We start from the raw sequence: 19,460 nt of genomic DNA, 5'->3' as shown, positions 1-19,460 counted from the left end.
CAAATCCTCTCTGTATGAAAAGCAATAAAGTTGTTATCATTAGCGCCATTTTTGTGAACTCCAACAGAACTCGACTCTGATTATAACGGGTTCTTAGTCCTCGAATTGAAGGAAACTCGTGTGAATATCCAAGCACTTATTAATGACAAAGTATCTCAGGCTCTAGAAGCCGCTGGCGCACCTGCAGGCAGCCCTGCAGCCGTTCGTCAATCAGCAAAGCCACAATTTGGTGACTACCAAGCAAACGGCGTAATGGGCGTTGCTAAAAAACTGGGTACTAACCCACGAGAATTTGCACAGAAAGTACTGGATGTTCTAGACCTTGACGGTATCGCGAGCAAAACAGAAATCGCTGGCCCTGGTTTTATCAACATTTTCCTAAGCGAAGAGTTCTTGGCGAAACAAGCGGATGCAGCACTAGCAGATTCACGTCTGGGTGTAGCAGAAGAAGAAGCGCAAACTATCGTCGCTGACTACTCGGCTCCAAACGTTGCAAAAGAAATGCACGTTGGTCACCTGCGTTCAACCATCATTGGTGACGCTGTTGTACGTACTCTTGAGTTCTTGGGCCATAAAGTGATTCGTGCGAACCACATCGGTGACTGGGGTACTCAGTTCGGCATGCTTATCGCTAACCTTGAGCGTGTACAACAAGAGTCTGGCGAAGTGTCTATGGAGCTGGCTGACCTTGAAGCCTTCTACCGCGAATCTAAAAAACTGTATGATGAAGACGAAGAGTTCGCAGTAAAAGCGCGTAACTACGTGGTGAAACTACAAAGCGGCGACGAGTTCTGCGCAGAAATGTGGAAGAAACTGGTTGACGTAACCATGATCCAAAACCAACGCAACTACGACCGTCTAAACGTTTCACTAACTCGTGAAGACGTTATGGGCGAGAGCATGTACAACGACATGCTACCTAAGATTGTTGCAGACCTAAAAGAGCAAGGTCTTGCGGTTGAAGATGACGGCGCGCAAGTTGTTTTCCTAGACGAGTACAAGAACAAAGACGGTGAGCCTATGGGCGTTATCGTTCAAAAACGCGATGGCGGCTTCTTGTACACCACAACAGATATCGCATGTGCAAAATACCGTTACGAAGAACTGGGTGCGAACCGCGTACTTTACTTCATTGACTCTCGTCAGCACCAACATCTAATGCAGGCTTGGACTATTGTTCGTAAAGCTGGCTACGTGCCTGAGTCAGTTTCTCTTGAGCACCACGCATTCGGTATGATGCTAGGTAAAGATGGTAAGCCATTCAAGACTCGTGCGGGCGGTACAGTACGTTTAGCGGACCTTCTTGATGAAGCAGAAGTTCGTGCAGCGCAGCTGATCGAATCTAAGAACCCAGAGCTAGATGCAGAAGAGAAAGAGAAGATCTCTAAAACAGTTGCGATGGCAGCAGTTAAATACTCAGACCTTTCTAAGCACCGTACGACTGACTACGTGTTTGACTGGGATAACATGCTTGCGTTCGAAGGCAATACTGCACCATACATGCAGTATGCATACACTCGTGTTGCTTCTATCTTTGCAAAAGCAGGTGTTGCCATGGATGACCTTCAAGGTGATATCCAGGTTACTGACGAGAAAGAAAAAGCGCTCATCGCAAAACTTCTACAGTTCGAAGAAGCGGTTCAATCTGTCGCTCGCGAAGGTCAACCACACATTATGTGTAGCTACCTATTTGAACTAGCAGGCCAGTTCTCTAGCTTCTACGAAGCGTGCCCTATCCTAGTTGCAGAAGACGAAGCTGTTAAACAAAGCCGTCTGAAGCTTGCTGCACTAACAGCGAAGACCATCAAGCAAGGTCTGTCTCTACTAGGTATCGAAACGCTAGAGCGCATGTAAGCGAATCTTAGCTAACGCTTAAAAACAAAGGCTGACGTGAGAGCGTCAGCCTTTTTGTTTATACTGAATTCAATCAATACAATTAAAAATGAATTGGAAAACAAAATGAGTTTTGAATTGCACCCTCAATTAGCAAAAGACACCACTGTTATTGGTCATTTTCCACTTTGCGTTGCTCTGCTACATAAAGATAATGCCGTACCTTGGGTAATTCTGGTTCCCAAGCGTGCGAACTTAAAAGAGCTGCACCACTTACCCATGCACGATCAGAGACAGTTCTTGTTAGAGTCTCAGGCGGTGAGCCAAGCTCTAGAAGCGACATTCCTTCCAGACAAGCTCAATATGGGAGCACTGGGTAACATGGTACCTCAACTGCATATTCATCATATCGCACGCTTTAAAGATGACGTCGCTTGGCCCGGGCCTGTTTGGGGCAACACTAAAGGTGAATTCCGCAGTGACGAAGAGCAAGATGAAGTCCTTGGGCGCATTCAGAATGTATTGTCACTCAGTTCTATTTTCCAAAAAGTATAGATCTGGCGCAGACTCCAGAGACGAAAAAGCCGCCCGTTAATATGGCGGCTTCTTTATGTCCGACGGTTTACATCGTCACTGTCAGTGAGAGTCCATCTTGCCGCGTCACCGCATAACGCATGCGAATCACATGATGTGCTTTATTGGTGTCAACCAAACGGGTGATACGTCCTTTGTTGATCCACACACTCAGCATTGCGTCGGCACCATCTTCACTCATGCCAAACTGCTTTGCCAACTCGGACTGCGACACCGCGCCGTTATCTGCAATATAGTTATAAAGCTGTTTTAAGATCATGCCACTTGTACCTCCAGCGAACCTTGCTGCTTCTTACCAATGCGCTTAAAGACACGATAAGTACCAAAGAAGATCGCCACGATCACTGCCATCCATATACCGCTTGTAACTGGGCTGTCCGCAAAGTGCATCATTTGATGATAGAAAGTCGCCGTTAGGTAAGCCAGCCCCATCGTCCAAACCGCAATAAAACGAGCAAAGTTATTACCAAATTCACGCACATACGCCCCCATTGCAGCAACACATGGCGTGTACAGCAGAATGAAGATTAAGTACGCAAACGCAGCATGGCCAGAAACAAACTGAGATTTAATGTTGCCAAAAATAGAGGCATCAATTTCTTGCTCTTCTGCTACCGCATATGAATCGGTTAAGTCACCAACCTCGATGCCTAATGGATCTGAGTAACTAAGACCGGCAAGGTTCTCAGGTATACTCATTACTGCTTCTTCTAAGCTACCTATTAGGTCGTATTCCGCTTCGTCACCGTCAGTTGGCGTGGTATATAAGCTGTTCAGCGTACCGACTACGGCTTCTTTAGCGAAGATACCGGTAATAATACCCACTGTCGCAGGCCAGTTATCCTTTTCGATACCAATTGGCGCAAACACGGGGGTGACAACCTGTGACGCTTTTGAAAGTACAGATTTCTCGCTATCTTCATTACCGAAGCTGCCGTCAGTACCAAGTGAGTTTAGAAAGCTAAGTAGCGCCACCACAATAACAATGGTTTTACCTGCCCCGAGTACAAAACGCTTGAGCTTTTGCCAGGTTTTAATCACAACATTCTGCAGTGTCGGTAGCTCGTAGTTAGGCATTTCCATGACAAAGCTGTCACTGCTACCCGGGTAAAGGGTATTTTTAAGGAACAGGCCGGTGAAAATGGCAGCCACAATGCCAAGCAGGTAAAGCGCAAATACAACGTTTTGACCTGAATCAGGGAAGAACGCTGCTGCAAACAATGCGTAAACAGGTAGGCGAGCACCACAAGACATAAACGGAACCATGGATGCTGCCAGCTTACGTTCACGTTCTTGATCAAGAGTTCGGGTAGCCATAATAGACGGGACATTACAGCCAAACCCTAAAACAAGCGGTACAAAGGCTTTACCTGGCAAGCCGATTTTCTGCATCACTTTATCCAGAACAAACGCCGCGCGAGCCATGTAACCAGAGCTTTCTAGTACTGCGAGGAATAAATATAGACAAGCAATGACTGGAATAAAGGTAGCGACCGTTTGAATACCACCACCAATACCATCAGCAAGCACAGTCACTAGCCATACAGGTAAGTGATCATCAAGTAGGTAATGGCCACCATCAACCAGTAACGCACCGACTCCGATATCAAAGAAGTCAATAAATGCGCTGCCGATATTAATCGAGAACATAAACATCAAATACATGACAGCAAAGAAAAACGGAATACCTACCCATTTATTTAAGATAAATTGGTCTAGCTTTTCTGTCACACTGCGACTGAGTTTGCCCTCACTACGGCGAATCTTCTTACACTGCTCATGCAAATGCGTATATTTGATATCCGCAACATGTAAATCAATATCCAGACCAAGCTTTGCAATCGACTCTAAAACCGTGCTTCTATCACTTTCTGAAAGACTGTTTAGAACCAGAGTGTCTTTTTCTAAGGCACGGATAGCAAGCGCACGATGAGAGACAGTTTGATCACTAAAAAGCGTTGAGACTTTTTCAATCGCCGCTTCCATTTGTTGACCATAGTTCAACGATATCTCTTTAAGCGCAACACCCTGAATGATGGATTTGTGCAATCGCTCTTTAAATTCTGCGACTTGTTTTTTGTCCGTCGCCGACAAACTGAGAACCGGGCACCCCAATGTCTTCTCTAACTCAGCCACGTTAATTACTTGACGTTCGCGCTTTAACGCATCCATCTTGTTCAGAACGACAATCATCGGACGACCAAGCTCGCGAAGCTGCAGCGTCATGTATAGACTGCGCTCCAAACTTGTGGCGTCGACAACATTGATGATCAAATCTGCTGGATGAGTTAGTACCGCACGTGAAGCAATTGATTCATCGATACTGTTGCTATCATTTCCGCTGTCTAATGAGTAAATGCCAGGAAGGTCTGTAAGAAAAAACTGGTCACCGGCATGTTTAAATTGACCCGTTTTTTTCTCGACAGTCACACCAGCCCAGTTACCGACCTGTTGCTTTGCGCCTGTTAAACCATTAAAAAGAGTCGTTTTGCCACTATTAGGATTACCTACCGTAAGTACTTGATACTGCATTACACCCTCTCCACTTCGATTTTTTGAGCAATCGTCTCTCTTACTGCAACAGACACACCACGAACTTCAACTTGTAATGGGTCACCCATTGGAGCTCGCCTAATAACTTTGACTACTGTGTTAGGCAATAGCCCCATTACCATTAGCTTTTTTCTTACGTCAGGTGAAAGACCATCTAATAAACGAATAGTCACCGAATCGCCGGGTATAATTTCTGATAGCTTCATTATGGCTCCAACATGATTATTGCTAATGATAAATATTTTCATTTAATAAATTGATGCTGCAATATTACTCCTATGTCTCCATTGATTTATTGTGTGAAATCAAAGTTACCATAATTGTTATCACCCTCCTTTAAACGTCAACTTCGTCAAGTTTGAGTACGTCAATTTCGTCAAAACTATCTTTATTGGCAATTTTTATCTTTATCAAAACGATAAAAACCCAAGCTGAAAATATAATTATTTCTTATATATCATTAACTTAAATTAACCACCCAAATATTGTCGCTTTTTTCACATTAATGTGTCGTTATTTTTATAAGAAAAATAAGTAACCCCTCGTATAGTTAACTCATCGAGAGGGCGACCTCTCAAATGTATTCCAGAGGTGGCATGTCTCATGCCACTCCGGCAGCAAGCGAAGGTGTCCTTGACACCCGTGGTATAGTCCCCCCGGCTATACCACGATATTTTTTTCATTGTTCCCTCCCTTTTAAACCACTACTCAAACCACACATTTACTTCCCTAATCGATATAGCTTTACACTAATAGACAAAGACACACGTTAGCTTTAGACATGTCAGCACCTTAAATGATCTGGCACTAACCAAGTGAGCGTTGGAAAGCGTAATGACACAATGATGTCTCTTTCTAAGACAGCACCATCCAACGACGACGGTATGATGCTAAGCAGTTAAGACATTGAGTTGAATTACTAGATAGGGAGAAGCGCTGAGCTTAAGAAAGAAAAATGGGGACAGTTCTGAGTGGCAAAAATTAGCTTTAATTTTTGCCGGAAAAGAACCGAGAGATAAATATCGCCCACTTAACTCAGACACCTACCGGAAGCCAAAACGACAAGTAGCATGACGTGACTTATTGGTTCTCTTGAGTCAGTGCAAACTTCGAAGGAGGCAAGCCAAAATATAATCTGAACTTCTGGCTAAAGTAAGACGGGTCGTTGAAACCACAATTAAATGCAACTTCACTGATTTTCTCTCCGGCGAGTAGCTGCTCACAGGCGGTTTCTAAGCGTACTTCTGTTAGATAATCTTTTAACGTTCTTGACGTGGCTGATTTGAAACGCCTTTGCAAACTGCGTTCCGACATAAATAACATTTTTGCCGCTGATGCAGTACCGAACTCAGCATCGTGGTAATGCTCAGCCACAAGCTGGTAAACCTTTTGCAACCACTCATCTTCCGGGCTAACTAAGTCTTCAAGCTCTTTATCTGGCGTAAACTCTGATAAAGGCTCATCTACATGACTAAGCTCTTGAGCGACTGGCCATGTGATCTCAATTTTGTTCTGCGACTCGGAAGTAAATACCGCTAAATGACCGCCACTCTCGCTGACTAATTGTGAGATGCTGTCTATTCCCAGATCGTTAGCATTCCCATTTGAAACCCGACTTAACGATACCTTGTTCGTCAATTGGCTACCGTAATCTATAAAATTTAACCATACGGATTCACTTCCTTCAGACAGCATGATTTTGACCGTTTGTCCGCGATATGAACGCTTAATGATATTGGCAAAAATACTGTTAAAAATGACGTCTAAGTTGAAGCTCTCCAGAGCGATTCTACTCGATTTGTTTTCGTCAATAATCTCAACCAGGATACCCGCTTTCGAAAAGTCTTCTTTCCATACATCCACTACAGATTGGGTTATTTGGCTCAAATTGTAGTTTTGGCTGCCGCCACAAGATTCATCCGGAACACTTCTCAATTCATTTAATTGCCAATAGGCTTTAGCAAAATGATCTTGCGTTAACGCATCAATTGCCTGGGGATATTTAGAAGCAAGATGATCAACGCTTGATTTGATTGATTGAGCAACATGATCAACCAACAGGTTTCTCACTTGGATCTGCTTGCGAAGTTGTTGGTTACTGGCGAGCAGTACACGGCTTTGGTGTCTGAGCTGATTGGTTTTGAGAGTAACTTGTGCGGCCAACGCCCGATTGACTTGCACCATATAGCGAGAGCGCCAATACGTGAGTAAACCCATAATAATGAGCGTGGCCGCTAGGAAAGCAAATATCGCCAGAGAAGATAAATACCATGGTTGCTTTACCTTAAAGCGAGACTCTAATCCAATCAGACCCGCAGCAACTTGAGACTGGCTACTTACCTGAAGATGATACTCGCCAGAATTAAGGTGTTCCAAGGTAAGTTGTCCGCCTTCCAATGTTTGCCAAGGCTCACCATCACTCAATCGATAATACAAGTTTTGGCTATCGGGCCTTGGCATGGTGCCAAAGCGGAAGCTTAATGATGAGCCATAAGGTAACTCAACGCCATCAAGGTTGGCACTTCCTACCTGAATAACTTCATTTTCATGCACTACCTGGCTAACGATAAACGTGGACTCAGGGGCGTTGGAGACCCTCAGAGTTGAGGCTTTGGCTTTGACCAGACCATACTTCGAGCCAAGCACTAGCTCGCTATCCTGATCTTCATCTCCCTGTATTACAGTACATATTCCTGGCAGAAACTCATTGTTTATCAAACCGGATGAAGAAGAGAAATGCTTTACCAACTCTCCAGAAAGATGGTAGTAGCTCAGCCCGACAGACGAAGCAAGCCAAACACCTTGAGCGTCACTGATCATGCAGGCAGGTTTGGCATTAGAAACGCTCAACTCTACAACTTGCTCTGAATCACCGACATTAACCGTTTTAAATAAACCATAAGACGAAGCAAACCAAAGGTTTCCGTCAGCGGCAGTTAGAATATCTAGAGATTCACCGAATTTTTCCGAGAAACGCTTGAAGCGAATTTGTTCATTGTCATATTCATAAACACCGTGATCAGTACCAATCAATAATCGATCTTGCGTATCGTACAAGCTTGTTATTTTTGCAGGTAAGTACTGGCTAACCAACCATTCACTGCCTAGGTTCCTTACCCGTTGATTGGCGATATCAACGTTATACAATTGATAACCGCTTGCAACCCAAAGACGTGAAGCATCATCAGCAGCAAGGTGTTCAACCGCATGTCCTGCCATTACTTGTAAGTAAGGAAAAGAGACCTCTTTTAAACCATCAAGATCGAATACTTTCAACCCTTCCGAGGTTGCGAGCCAAAGCAATCCTTCTTGAAACACGAGATCATTGATTGGAGTGTGAGACTCGAGGATTATTTCGTTTCCGTGCAATCCTCTCCGGTATAGTTTGTAATCATCTGCAAACCACAAGGCACCATCAGGTCCCGTCACTGTTTTTCGGATTCTTCCCGATAGTGTTTGTGAATCGTAACTACTGAAGGTAATTCGCTCAAACTTTTTACTGAACATGGAGTAGTAACGGATCCCCTGTCCCGTTGCTATCCACATCCCCCCTATGTTGTCACTCAACAGTGAGAAAATCTTATTACTGTCCAGCTCTAACTCTAGGAAACTCGAGGATTCAACTTCCGTCACCTCCCCAGTCAAAAACGAATATAAGTACAACCCGTGCTCCGTCCCAACCCAATACTCTTGGTTGGTCTCAGCAAACGTTAATACATGTGATCCGCCGACTTGGGTAACTTGCTTATTCGGCTCATTGATATTGAAAACCAACGCTCCCCGAAGCGTCCCAACCAATATTTCTCGTCGTGTAGGAGAGTAGTAGATTTTTTCAATGTAGTTCTGACCAGATTCAGCGACATGATCAAAGGCGTTTCCTTCAGACAGATAGAAGCCCGAAGTCGTGGCAAGTGCCCATTTATTTTCTATAAAAATCGCATCATTAATATAGACGTAACTGTTGTTACTATGATGATAAAGATGGAGTAATGAATACGTTTTTAACTCACTGGTTTCTATATGGTAAGTATAAAAGTGTGCACCATCACTAACCCAGATATAGTGGTTAGAAGCGCCGATCTTTCTGATTTGGGAGCCGGGGTTAAGGCTGAACACCAAACGCCGCTCTTGATTTGGATAGGTTTGGTAGACTTCATTCTCAACGAAAGTCCAAAACGCACCTTTATTGTAGGCAAGTTGCTTGACAGGGCTCTTCAAAAAACTGCCTGATTTAGGAAGTATATTCTGGCCATCATAGAATAAAACACGTCCATGAACGTCGTGTATCCAAAGGCCGCCTTGCTCGCCTAAATACAAATTTTCCGCCGCAACAAAAGTCCCCTTAACCTGCGTAGGCAAAGGGTAAAAAATCGCATTGGCTTTATTAAACGCAAATGCATGACATGAAATAACGGCTCCAACGAGTAATAGAGCCAGATAGCGTAGCAAGACGAAACCTTTAATATCTAAATTTATGCCGACTCGTCACATTTCATGTCTTCCTCGACATGGTTATTTCGAGTCGCTAATTATTGGATAATAATATCTCAATTGGCTGTTGATAAAAGGCTCGCCTTACCAAAGGTTGCAATTCTTACTACTGGATCACGTAAAAAAAGAAAATTCCCACAGAGAATAACAACCCTATAACTATTTGTTGCCTAAACACTGCTCGAAGCTATCTGCCATACCTGACAGAAAAGTGAAGTAACTTCCCGGTTTAGATTCAACTGAGCTGCCTAACGGATCTAGCTCACCTTTAGCCACATTACTGCCACGCATTACGCTTTCAACGACTGCTGGGGTAAATTGTGGTTCCGAGAACACACAGGCAACATCTCCAGAACTGAGCGCTTTGCGTATTTCAATCAATGTTTTCGCACCTGGCTTACGGTCTGGACTGACCGTAAAGGCACCAAGTTGATTCAGTTGATAGCGCTGTTCAAAGTAGCCATAAGCATCATGAAATACAAAATAGCCTTTATCTTTTACTGTATCGAGTTTGCGCTTAATTTCACTATCCGTTGCAGCTAATTGCGCTTCGAAGTGAGAAAGGTTTTCTCTATATTTATTCGCGTTAGTAGAGTCAATCTCGATAAGCTTTTCCGCCAATGCGTTAGCGACTTGTTTGACTGGTTCAACACCAAGCCAAAAATGCGGGTCGTAAGAGCCATGGTTATGCCCGTCGTGATCATGGTTGTGCTCATTATCAAATTCACGTAATGATAAATTAGGGATATCACTGATCGTCATTGTATTGGCTTTTCCTGCCACGACTTTCTCAAGAAAAGGCTCTAGGTCATGTCCATACCAAATGACCAGATCAGCTGAGGCAACTTTCTTCACGTCTGAAGGACGCAGAGCGTAATCATGCGGGGAAGTATTTGACTGGAGCAATACCTCTGGCTCCGTCACGCCTTGGGTTAGCTCTGCCACCACCAATTGAATAGGTTTTATACTGGTAAGCACTGTCACCGCCTGCGCAGGTAACGTTAGCATTGCCGAAGCAATAAGAATTAAAGCTCTTTTCATAGTTTTACTTGGGATATCGAGTGGAAAGTGCAATAATGTTACATTATAACATTATTGATTTGCAAACGAGTTTCATTCATGTCCTCATTAGTCCATCTGGAACACTTATGCGTCGAATTCGATGAGCGCAAAGTTCTGGACAACATCAGCATGGAATTAACCAAGGGTAAAATAACGACCCTGATTGGCCCCAACGGCGCTGGGAAATCAACTCTAGTAAAAGTCATATTAGGGCTCCAGAAGCCAACTAGTGGGAAATTATCTAAAAAAAAGAAATTAAAAATTGGTTACGTCCCACAAAAGTTAAAGCTCAATGACTCTTTACCATTAAATGTCACTCGCTTTTTAAATTTGGCAGGCAAATACAGCAAGCAAGAGTGCATTGATGCACTGAGGCTTGTCGGCGCTGAACACCTAATCAGCAGCAATATGCACAGTCTGTCTGGTGGTGAAAACCAGCGTGTCCTCCTCGCACGAGCTTTGCTTCAGCGTCCTGAGCTTCTTGTTCTTGATGAACCCGCTCAAGGTGTGGATATTCAGGGACAAATCGACCTGTATGATCTAATAGAGAGCATTCGTCACCGCTTTGATTGCGCTATTTTTATGGTTTCCCATGATCTGCATTTGGTGATGGCTAAAACTGATGATGTGATTTGCTTGCATCACCACGTTTGCTGCTCCGGTTCTCCTGCGGCAATTACCCAGGATCCATCTTACATCGCCTTATTTGGCAATGCGGGTAGAGAATCACTAGCCTTTTATCATCACGACCATCATCACCATCACGATCTGTCCGGTGATCCGGTTTCCGGTGATGCATCATCTTGCGCCAAGCATAACCACGGACACCATCACCATGATTGAGTTTCTGCTCCCTTCTATTCTTGCCGGTATTGGCATCGCAATTATCGCAGGGCCATTAGGCTCATTCGTCGTCTGGCGTAAAATGGCCTACTTTGGCGACACGCTAGCCCATGCCTCTCTAATGGGTCTGGCGCTTGGTTTTTTGCTAAATGTGAACATTTACCTCGCTCTACTCGTGTGCTGTTTGGCTCTTGCCGTACTGCTGGTAACACTGCAAAAGCAACAATTGGTCGCCACTGACACCTTACTCGGTATTCTGGCTCACAGCTCACTATCAGTAGGCTTAGTATCGGTTAGCTTTCTGGATAACGTGCGCGTTGACTTGATGAGTTACTTATTTGGTGATTTGCTCGCTGTTTCATTGCAGGACTTGATATTTATTTATGCGGGTGTTGTTGCCGTTAGTGCATGTTTATACATTTTCTGGCGCCCATTGCTATCGAGCACGGTCAGCGAAGAGCTTGCCGCAGTGGAAGGCGTGAATACCGATCTTGTACGTCTGGTACTGATGTTGATGGTAGGCGTTGTGATTGCGGTAGGCATGAAGTTTGTCGGTGCATTGATCATGACATCACTGCTTATTATCCCAGCGGCAACGGCTCGAAAACTGTCTTCCACACCAGAACAGATGGCGCTGTTTGCCTCCATTATCGGTTCGATTTCTGTATTGATGGGGTTAAGCCTGTCCTGGCACTTTGACACACCAGCTGGCCCTTCCGTTGTGATAAGCGCAACTTCGCTGTTTATGCTAAGCCAAATCATCCAACGTAAAGCATAAGAATGTTGTCTGTTTGAGTTTGATTATTGCGAAGTTTCACTCGCTTTACTTGTTTTCATTCTTAACCAAACTCCACGATCAAAAAAGCCTGGCAATTGCCAGGCTTTTGTATTCTAACAAGGTGGAAATTACCAGCCTGTTACTTCGCGTAGACCTTTACCGATCTCTGCTAGAGATTTAACTGTCTTAACGCCAGCTTCTTCTAGTGCCGCGAACTTGTCTTCAGCAGTACCTTTACCACCAGAGATGATCGCACCAGCGTGACCCATACGCTTACCTGGAGGCGCAGTTACACCAGCGATGTAAGAAACAACTGGCTTAGTCACGTTCTCTTTGATGAACGCTGCCGCTTCTTCTTCTGCTGTACCACCGATTTCACCGATCATTACGATCGCTTCAGTTTCTGGGTCTTCTTGGAACAGTTTCAGGATATCGATGAAGTTTGAACCTGGGATTGGGTCACCACCGATACCAACACACGTAGACTGACCGAAGCCTTCGTCTGTCGTTTGCTTAACTGCTTCGTAAGTAAGTGTACCAGAACGAGATACGATACCCACTTTACCTTTCTTGTGAATGTGACCAGGCATAATACCGATCTTACACTCATCAGGAGTGATAACACCCGGACAGTTAGGACCGATCATGCGAACGCCAGTTTCTTCTAGCTTCACTTTTACGTCGATCATATCTGTTGTAGGGATACCTTCCGTGATAGTTACGATTAGCTCGATACCTGCGTCAATCGCTTCTAGGATTGCATCTTTACAGAAAGGTGCTGGTACGTAGATTACTGTCGCTGTTGCGCCAGTTGCTTCTACTGCTTCGCGAACTGTGTTGAATACAGGTAGACCTAGGTGAGTTTGGCCGCCTTTACCTGGAGACACACCACCAACCATTTGCGTACCGTATGCGATAGCTTGCTCTGAGTGGAAAGTACCTTGACCACCAGTGAAACCCTGACAGATTACTTTAGTGTCTTTGTTAATTAATACAGACATTATTTAGCCTCCGCAGCAGCAACAACTTTCTGAGCAGCATCTGTTAGCGACTCAGCAGCAATGATATCAACATCAGAATTAGCAAGAACTTCGCGACCTAGGTCTGCGTTAGTACCTTCTAGACGAACAACAACTGGTACGTTTACACCTACCTCTTTAACCGCACCGATAATACCTTCTGCGATCATGTCACAACGTACGATACCACCGAAGATGTTTACTAGTACTGCTTTCACGTTGTCATCAGATAGGATGATCTTGAATGCTTCTGCAACACGTTCTTTAGTAGCACCGCCACCTACGTCTAGGAAGTTAGCAGGTTTGCCGCCGTGTAGGTTTACGATATCCATCGTACCCATTGCAAGGCCAGCACCGTTAACCATACAGCCAACGTTACCGTCTAGTGCTACGTAGTTCAGTTCCCACTGAGCTGCGTGCGCTTCACGCTCATCTTCTTGTGATGGATCGTGCATTTCACGAAGTTTAGGCTGACGGTATAGTGCGTTTGAGTCGATGTTGATTTTGCCATCAAGACATAGCAGGTTGCCTTCACCAGTAACAACAAGCGGGTTGATCTCTAGTAGAGCCAGGTCGTACTGAGCGAACATCGTGCCAAGACCCATGAAGATCTTAACGAATTGTTTGATTTGGTCACCTTCAAGACCAAGTTTGAACGCAAGCTCGCGACCTTGGTAAGCTTGTGGGCCTACTAGTGGATCAATTGCTGCTTTGTGGATCAGTTCCGGAGTTTCTTCCGCAACTTTTTCGATTTCCACACCGCCTTCAGTAGAAGCCATGAAAACGATCTTACGGCTAGCACGGTCAACTACCGCGCCTAGGTAAAGTTCGTTAGCAATGTTTGATGCTTCTTCAACAAGGATTTTTGTTACAGGCTGACCATTTGCATCTGTTTGGTAAGTGACTAGGTTCTTACCTAGCCACTTTTGCGCAAACTCTTTTACGCCATCTTTTGTATCGTGTAGCTCTACGCCGCCCGCTTTACCGCGGCCACCAGCGTGAACCTGACACTTAACGACTTTCTTAGCTGTACTAATACGGCCTGCTGCTTCAAAAGCTTCTTGTGGTGTATCACACGCGTAGCCTTCTGGTACAGGTAAACCGAATTCTGCAAACAGCTGTTTGGCTTGGTATTCATGCAAATTCATTTCGATATTCCGTTTGTTTTTTCCCAAAGGGATTTATTATTTCCATAACGCTGCAGTCTTGGCTGCTTGTACGTCTGTAGGGTCTTCTCAAATCAATCACTCAGTGATTCAGATGAAGGCCAGACGTCGAGCTAGTCTAGCCATTGAATTTTTTAACGTCTAGCTACACAAGGCAACTAGACGTTTTAGCGATATTAAACGTCTAATAGGAGACGTGCTGGATCTTCTAGTAGCTCTTTAATGGTTACTAGGAAGCCAACTGACTCACGACCATCGATTAAACGGTGATCGTAAGATAGCGCTAGGTACATCATTGGCAGGATTTCAACCTTACCGTTCACAGCCATTGGACGCTCTTGGATTTTGTGCATGCCAAGAATCGCCGATTGCGGTGGATTGATGATAGGCGTAGACATTAGTGAACCGAACACACCACCATTAGTGATAGTGAAGTTACCGCCCATTAGCTCATCTACGGTTAATTTGCCGTCACGACCTTTGATAGCCAGCTCTTTGATGCCTTTTTCGATATCAGCGAAACCTAGCGTGTCACAGTCTTTAAGTACCGGAGTTACCAGACCACGTGGCGTAGATACCGCCATGCTGATATCGAAGTAGTTGTGGTAAACGATATCATCACCATCGATAGACGCGTTTACTTCTGGGTAACGTTTTAGTGCTTCAGTTACGGCTTTCACGTAGAAAGACATGAAGCCTAGACGTGTACCGTGACGCTCTTCGAACTGGTCTTTGTACTGCTTACGAAGATCCATGATTGGTTTCATGTTGACTTCGTTAAACGTCGTTAGCATCGCTGTGCTGTTTTTCGCTTCTAGAAGACGGTTAGCAACTGTCTTACGTAGGCGAGTCATCGGTACACGTTTTTCACTACGTGCCGCAGCAGGAGCTTCAACGGCTGGCGCTTCAGCTTTTGTTGCAGCTTTTGCGTTTGCTAGGTGCGCTTCAATATCTTCACGAGTGATACGACCGCCAACACCAGTGCCTTTCACTTGACCTGCTTCCAGGTTGTGTTCAGCCAGAAGACGACGAACTGCAGGACTTAGCGCATCATTGCTCTCTTCAGTAAGTGCCGCTTTGTGACGCTTATCTGGAGACGCTTGAGTGCCTTCTGTTGTATCTGCTGTTGGTTCACCAGCAACTGCACCCGGCTTGATTTTAGCCAGAAGCTGTTTTGAAAGTACCGTCGCACCTTCTAATTCAACAATAGCTTCTAAAACACCAGCTTCCGGAGCTGGCACTTCTAACACTACTTTATCTGTTTCGATATCAACCAGTACTTCATCACGCTCAATAGCGTCGCCTGGTTGTTTGTGCCATGTCGCAACGGTTGCATCTGCAACTGATTCAGGTAAATCTGGAACCAGAATTTCAATTGTCATATCTGTTTCTTCCTTTAACTTCTAGTTCTTAATTCGAAGTTTTTGAGTTCACGTTCAGAGCGTCTTCAACCAACGCTTTTTGCTGTTTCAAGTGCACCGACATGTAGCCAACTGCTGGCGAAGCAGAAGCTGGGCGACCTGCGTATTTAAGATCTGCACCTGCAGGAATAGCGGCACGGAAGTTATGTTGACTACAGTACCAAGCACCTTGGTTCTGAGGCTCTTCCTGACACCACACGAAGTCTTCAACGTTAGTGTATTGAGCAATAGCGGCTTGTACTTCTTCCATTGGGAATGGGTAAAGCTGTTCAATACGCACAATTGCGATGTCTTCTTGTTCGTTATTGCGGCGTTGCTCTAACAGGTCGAAATACACCTTACCAGAACAGAACACAACACGTTTCACTTTGCTTGCTTCCAGGTTATCCACTTCTGGGATAGCTGCCTGGAACGACCCTTCCGCAAGGTCTTCGATAGAAGAGGTGCAAAGCGGATGACGAAGCAATGATTTAGGAGACATGACAATCAGTGGTCGACGCATTGGGCGTACAACCTGACGTCGAATCATGTGGTAAACCTGCGCTGGCGTTGAAGGAACAACTACCTGCATGTTTTGCTCTGCACACAATTGTAGGTAACGCTCTAGACGCGCAGATGAGTGCTCTGGACCCTGACCTTCATAACCGTGAGGTAGAAGCATGGTTAAGCCACATAGACGAGCCCACTTCTGTTCACCAGAAGAGATAAATTGGTCGATAACCACTTGAGCGCCGTTAGCGAAATCACCAAACTGTGCTTCCCAAATCGTTAAGCCGCCTGGCTCTGCGGTTGCGTAACCGTATTCAAACGCTAACACCGCTTCTTCTGACAATACAGAGTCGAATACCTGGAAAGGACCTTGCTTATCATGAACGTTCGCTAACGGAATGTACGTACTTGCATCCGTTTGGTTGTGAAGAACTGAGTGACGGTGGAAAAAGGTACCACGGCCTGAGTCCTGACCGGAAATACGGATACGCTTGCCATCGTCAACCAATGTTGCGTAAGCCAGTGTTTCTGCCATACCCCAGTCAATCGCTTTTTCACCAGTCATCATTGCCAAACGGTCGTTGTAAAGCTTGTTTACACGACTTTGTAACTTATGACTTTCTGGGTACTGACATAGACGGGTACCAAGCTCAACCAGACGTTGTTTGTCGTATTGAGAATCCCATTGCATGTCCCACTCGTGGCCAAGGTATGGAGACCAGTCAACAGAGTGCAATGCCATTGGACGCCACTCTTTCACCACGACTTCACCGCGGTCAAGCGCATCACGATATTCGTTGACTAACTGAGTCGCAGTTTCAATATCTGATTCGTTTTTATCGATCAGAACATCGGCGTAAAGCTTACGTGGTGTTGGGTGTTTCTTGATCTTTTGGTACATCAAAGGCTGAGTTGCATTTGGCTCATCTGCCTCGTTGTGGCCATGACGGCGATAACATACCAAGTCAATAACTACATCACGTTTAAACTCGTTACGGTAATCCAATGCGATACGCGTAACAAACGCAACCGCTTCTGGATCATCAGCATTAACGTGGAAAATCGGTGCCTGTACCATCTTAGCGATATCAGTACAGTACATGGTCGAGCGAGTATCACGTGGGTTAGATGTCGTGAAACCTACTTGGTTGTTAACAACAACGCGAACCGTACCACCAACACAGAAACCGCGCGACAGAGACATGTTGAATGTTTCTGCAACCACGCCCTGACCAGCAACAGCTGAGTCACCATGAATAGTGATAGGAAGAACTTTACTGCCTTCTTTGTCACCTAAACGGTCTTGACGGGCGCGCACAGAACCGATAACCACTGGGTTTACGATTTCTAAGTGCGATGGGTTAAATGCCAGCGCTAAGTGAACATCGCCACCCGGAGTCGCGAAGTCCGCAGAGAAACCTTGGTGGTATTTAACGTCACCCGTTCCCCACGTTTCATCATGCTTGCCTGCGAACTCATCAAACAGATCTTGTGGTTTCTTACCGAGTACGTTCACCAACATGTTCAAACGACCGCGGTGAGCCATACCAATAACCACTTCACGCATGCCACTGTTACCTGCATGACGGATCAACTCTTTGGTCATTGGAATAAGCGCGTCACCACCCTCTAGAGAAAAGCGTTTTGCGCCTGGGAACTTAGCGCCTAGGTAGCGCTCAAGGCCTTCCGCTGCTGTCAGTTCTTCTAGGAAAGTACGTTTTTCATCGTTGTTGAATGATGGCTGGCCTGAGACAGACTCCAGACGTTGTTGAATCCAACGCTTTTGTTCTGTGTCAGTCATGTGCATGTATTCAGCACCGATGGAGCCGCAGTAAGTTTTATTGAGGGCTTCGTAAATGTCTCTCAACTTCATGGTTTCTTGCCCAATAGCAAAAGAACCTACGTTGAAAGTTTCTTCGAAATCTTCTTCGGTAAGATTATGAAATGCTGGATCCAACTCAGCAACGGTTGGACGTTGCCATAGACCTAGTGGATCTAATTCTGCAGCTTCGTGCCCGCGGAAACGGTATGCGTTGATTAGCTGTAGAACTTTTACTTGTTTTGCATCGACATCTGGGTCACTAACTTGGACATTGTAATGCTTTGTTTCTTGAGCGAGTCGTCGGAAGTAGTCACGGACACGTGAATGCGGCTGTTCTGCCACTTCTTTTGAAGGCTTAGGCAAGCCGTCAAAAACACGTTTCCACTCCTCACTTACCAGATCGGGATCACTTAGATACAGTTCGTAGAGTTCCTCTACATACGTTGCATTGGCGCCAGCCAAGTGTGAAGACTCGAGCCATGCCTTCATCACGCCGTTGTGCATATTTTCCCTTAACCAGTAGTTTTCACGTTTGCTTCGGTCTACGCCGAGCTATAAATAGCCGACTTAAAAAATCGGCAATTTTAATATTCTTCTACTCGAGTTTTGCAGTTGCAGTGAAGTGATTTATTTTACACAACACTGCAACTGTATCCATTGCGAGTAAATTACACCGAGCGATTTACCAGCATCGACTTAATATGGCCGATTGCTTTCGTCGGGTTAAGTCCTTTAGGACAAACACTTACACAATTCATGATGCCGTGGCAACGAAAAACGCTAAATGCGTCATCAAGATCTGACAGACGTTCATCTGTAGCAGTATCACGGCTATCAATTAACCAGCGGTAAGCCGCTAGAAGGCCTGCAGGACCAATAAATTTGTCCGGATTCCACCAGAATGATGGACAAGACGTTGTACAACATGCACACATGATACATTCGTACAAACCGTCTAGATGTGCACGGTCATCTGGAGACTGCAGATTCTCACGCGAAGGCGGTAATGCACCATCATCGATTAAGAATGGCTTAACTTTCGCATAGTTATCATAGAACTGCGTCATGTCAACAATAAGATCACGTACCACAGGTAGACCTGGTAGAGGACGAATTACGATCTTGTCGCCTTGTAGTGCAGATAACGGTGTTATACATGCCAAACCGTTTTTACCATTCATGTTCAGGCCGTCAGAGCCACAAACACCTTCACGGCATGAACGACGGAATGCGATACTTGGATCTTGCTCTTTAAGCAGAATCAACGCATCCAGAACCATCATGTCTGAGCCTTCTTCTACATCAAGTGTGTAGTCTTTCATGTAAGGCTTAGTGTCTACATCTGGGTTGTAACGGTACAAAGAGAAGTTCAGTTTCATAGTCATATCC

Annotated in this window: 14 protein-coding genes; 4 read left to right on the top strand and 10 right to left on the bottom strand. The window is 45.1% G+C overall.

Annotated elements, in window-relative coordinates:
• The first annotated feature begins 120 nt into the window (after positions 1–120).
• Positions 121–1,854, top strand: a complete 1,734-nt coding sequence (gene argS, locus L9Q40_RS00480) for an arginine--tRNA ligase (RefSeq protein WP_014231162.1) — start codon at positions 121–123, stop codon at positions 1,852–1,854.
• 105 nt (positions 1,855–1,959) lie between these two features.
• Complete coding sequence (locus tag L9Q40_RS00475) at positions 1,960–2,388, top strand: HIT domain-containing protein (RefSeq protein WP_014231161.1); 429 nt, start codon at positions 1,960–1,962, stop codon at positions 2,386–2,388.
• A gap of 67 nt (positions 2,389–2,455) precedes the next feature.
• On the opposite strand, the gene L9Q40_RS00470 is transcribed toward L9Q40_RS00475, so the two are convergent.
• The 5 genes from L9Q40_RS00470 to znuA form a co-directional block, all read right to left on the bottom strand.
• Positions 2,456–2,686, bottom strand: coding sequence for a FeoC-like transcriptional regulator (locus L9Q40_RS00470; RefSeq protein WP_498791644.1), 231 nt, complete (start codon positions 2,684–2,686; stop codon positions 2,456–2,458).
• Positions 2,683–4,959 (bottom strand): Fe(2+) transporter permease subunit FeoB, encoded by a 2,277-nt coding sequence (feoB, locus tag L9Q40_RS00465; protein ID WP_498791643.1) that lies wholly within the window; start codon positions 4,957–4,959, stop codon positions 2,683–2,685. The genes L9Q40_RS00470 and feoB overlap by 4 nt, the downstream gene beginning before the upstream one ends.
• A complete protein-coding gene (locus tag L9Q40_RS00460; RefSeq protein WP_014231158.1) occupies positions 4,959–5,186 on the bottom strand; it encodes a FeoA family protein in 228 nt (75 codons plus the stop codon). Before L9Q40_RS00460 ends, feoB begins: the two co-directional genes overlap by 1 nt.
• Positions 5,187–6,060: 874 nt before the next feature.
• A complete protein-coding gene (locus L9Q40_RS00455) occupies positions 6,061–9,429 on the bottom strand; it encodes an AraC family transcriptional regulator (protein ID WP_498791642.1) in 3,369 nt (1,122 codons plus the stop codon).
• A gap of 201 nt (positions 9,430–9,630) precedes the next feature.
• Positions 9,631–10,512: a zinc ABC transporter substrate-binding protein ZnuA gene (znuA, locus tag L9Q40_RS00450; RefSeq protein ID WP_239949853.1), complete on the bottom strand. Its 882-nt coding sequence runs from the start codon at positions 10,510–10,512 to the stop codon at positions 9,631–9,633.
• 78 nt (positions 10,513–10,590) lie between these two features.
• On the opposite strand from znuA, the gene znuC reads away from it, so the two are divergent.
• Together znuC and znuB are read left to right on the top strand one after the other, a co-directional pair.
• Positions 10,591–11,376 (top strand): zinc ABC transporter ATP-binding protein ZnuC, encoded by a 786-nt coding sequence (gene znuC, locus L9Q40_RS00445; protein WP_498791641.1) that lies wholly within the window; start codon positions 10,591–10,593, stop codon positions 11,374–11,376.
• The gene (znuB, locus tag L9Q40_RS00440) at positions 11,369–12,154 is read left to right on the top strand and encodes a zinc ABC transporter permease subunit ZnuB (RefSeq protein ID WP_020336308.1); all 786 of its coding nucleotides are present in this window, start codon (positions 11,369–11,371) and stop codon (positions 12,152–12,154) included. The genes znuC and znuB overlap by 8 nt, the downstream gene beginning before the upstream one ends.
• A gap of 128 nt (positions 12,155–12,282) precedes the next feature.
• Here the strand turns inward: znuB and sucD are convergent, their stop codons facing one another.
• The 5 genes from sucD to L9Q40_RS00415 form a co-directional block, all read right to left on the bottom strand.
• Entirely contained in the window at positions 12,283–13,155 is an 873-nt protein-coding gene (gene sucD, locus L9Q40_RS00435; protein ID WP_014231153.1) for a succinate--CoA ligase subunit alpha, read from the bottom strand.
• A complete protein-coding gene (sucC, locus tag L9Q40_RS00430) occupies positions 13,155–14,321 on the bottom strand; it encodes an ADP-forming succinate--CoA ligase subunit beta (protein ID WP_014231152.1) in 1,167 nt (388 codons plus the stop codon). The genes sucD and sucC overlap by 1 nt, the downstream gene beginning before the upstream one ends.
• Before the next feature lie 194 nt (positions 14,322–14,515).
• Positions 14,516–15,721, bottom strand: a complete 1,206-nt coding sequence (gene odhB, locus L9Q40_RS00425; RefSeq protein WP_498791640.1) for a 2-oxoglutarate dehydrogenase complex dihydrolipoyllysine-residue succinyltransferase — start codon at positions 15,719–15,721, stop codon at positions 14,516–14,518.
• 28 nt (positions 15,722–15,749) lie between these two features.
• A complete protein-coding gene (gene sucA / locus L9Q40_RS00420; protein WP_498791639.1) occupies positions 15,750–18,575 on the bottom strand; it encodes a 2-oxoglutarate dehydrogenase E1 component in 2,826 nt (941 codons plus the stop codon).
• A 164-nt stretch (positions 18,576–18,739) separates the two neighbouring features.
• Complete coding sequence (locus tag L9Q40_RS00415) at positions 18,740–19,450, bottom strand: succinate dehydrogenase iron-sulfur subunit (RefSeq protein ID WP_014231149.1); 711 nt, start codon at positions 19,448–19,450, stop codon at positions 18,740–18,742.
• Positions 19,451–19,460: the final 10 nt, after the last annotated feature.

The organism is Allocatenococcus thiocycli (assembly GCF_921292965.1).
Taxonomy (GTDB): Bacteria; Pseudomonadota; Gammaproteobacteria; order Enterobacterales; family Vibrionaceae; genus Vibrio; species Vibrio natriegens.
Note: the sequence above shows the minus strand (reverse complement) of the source record. Positions and strands in the feature narration are given on the sequence as shown.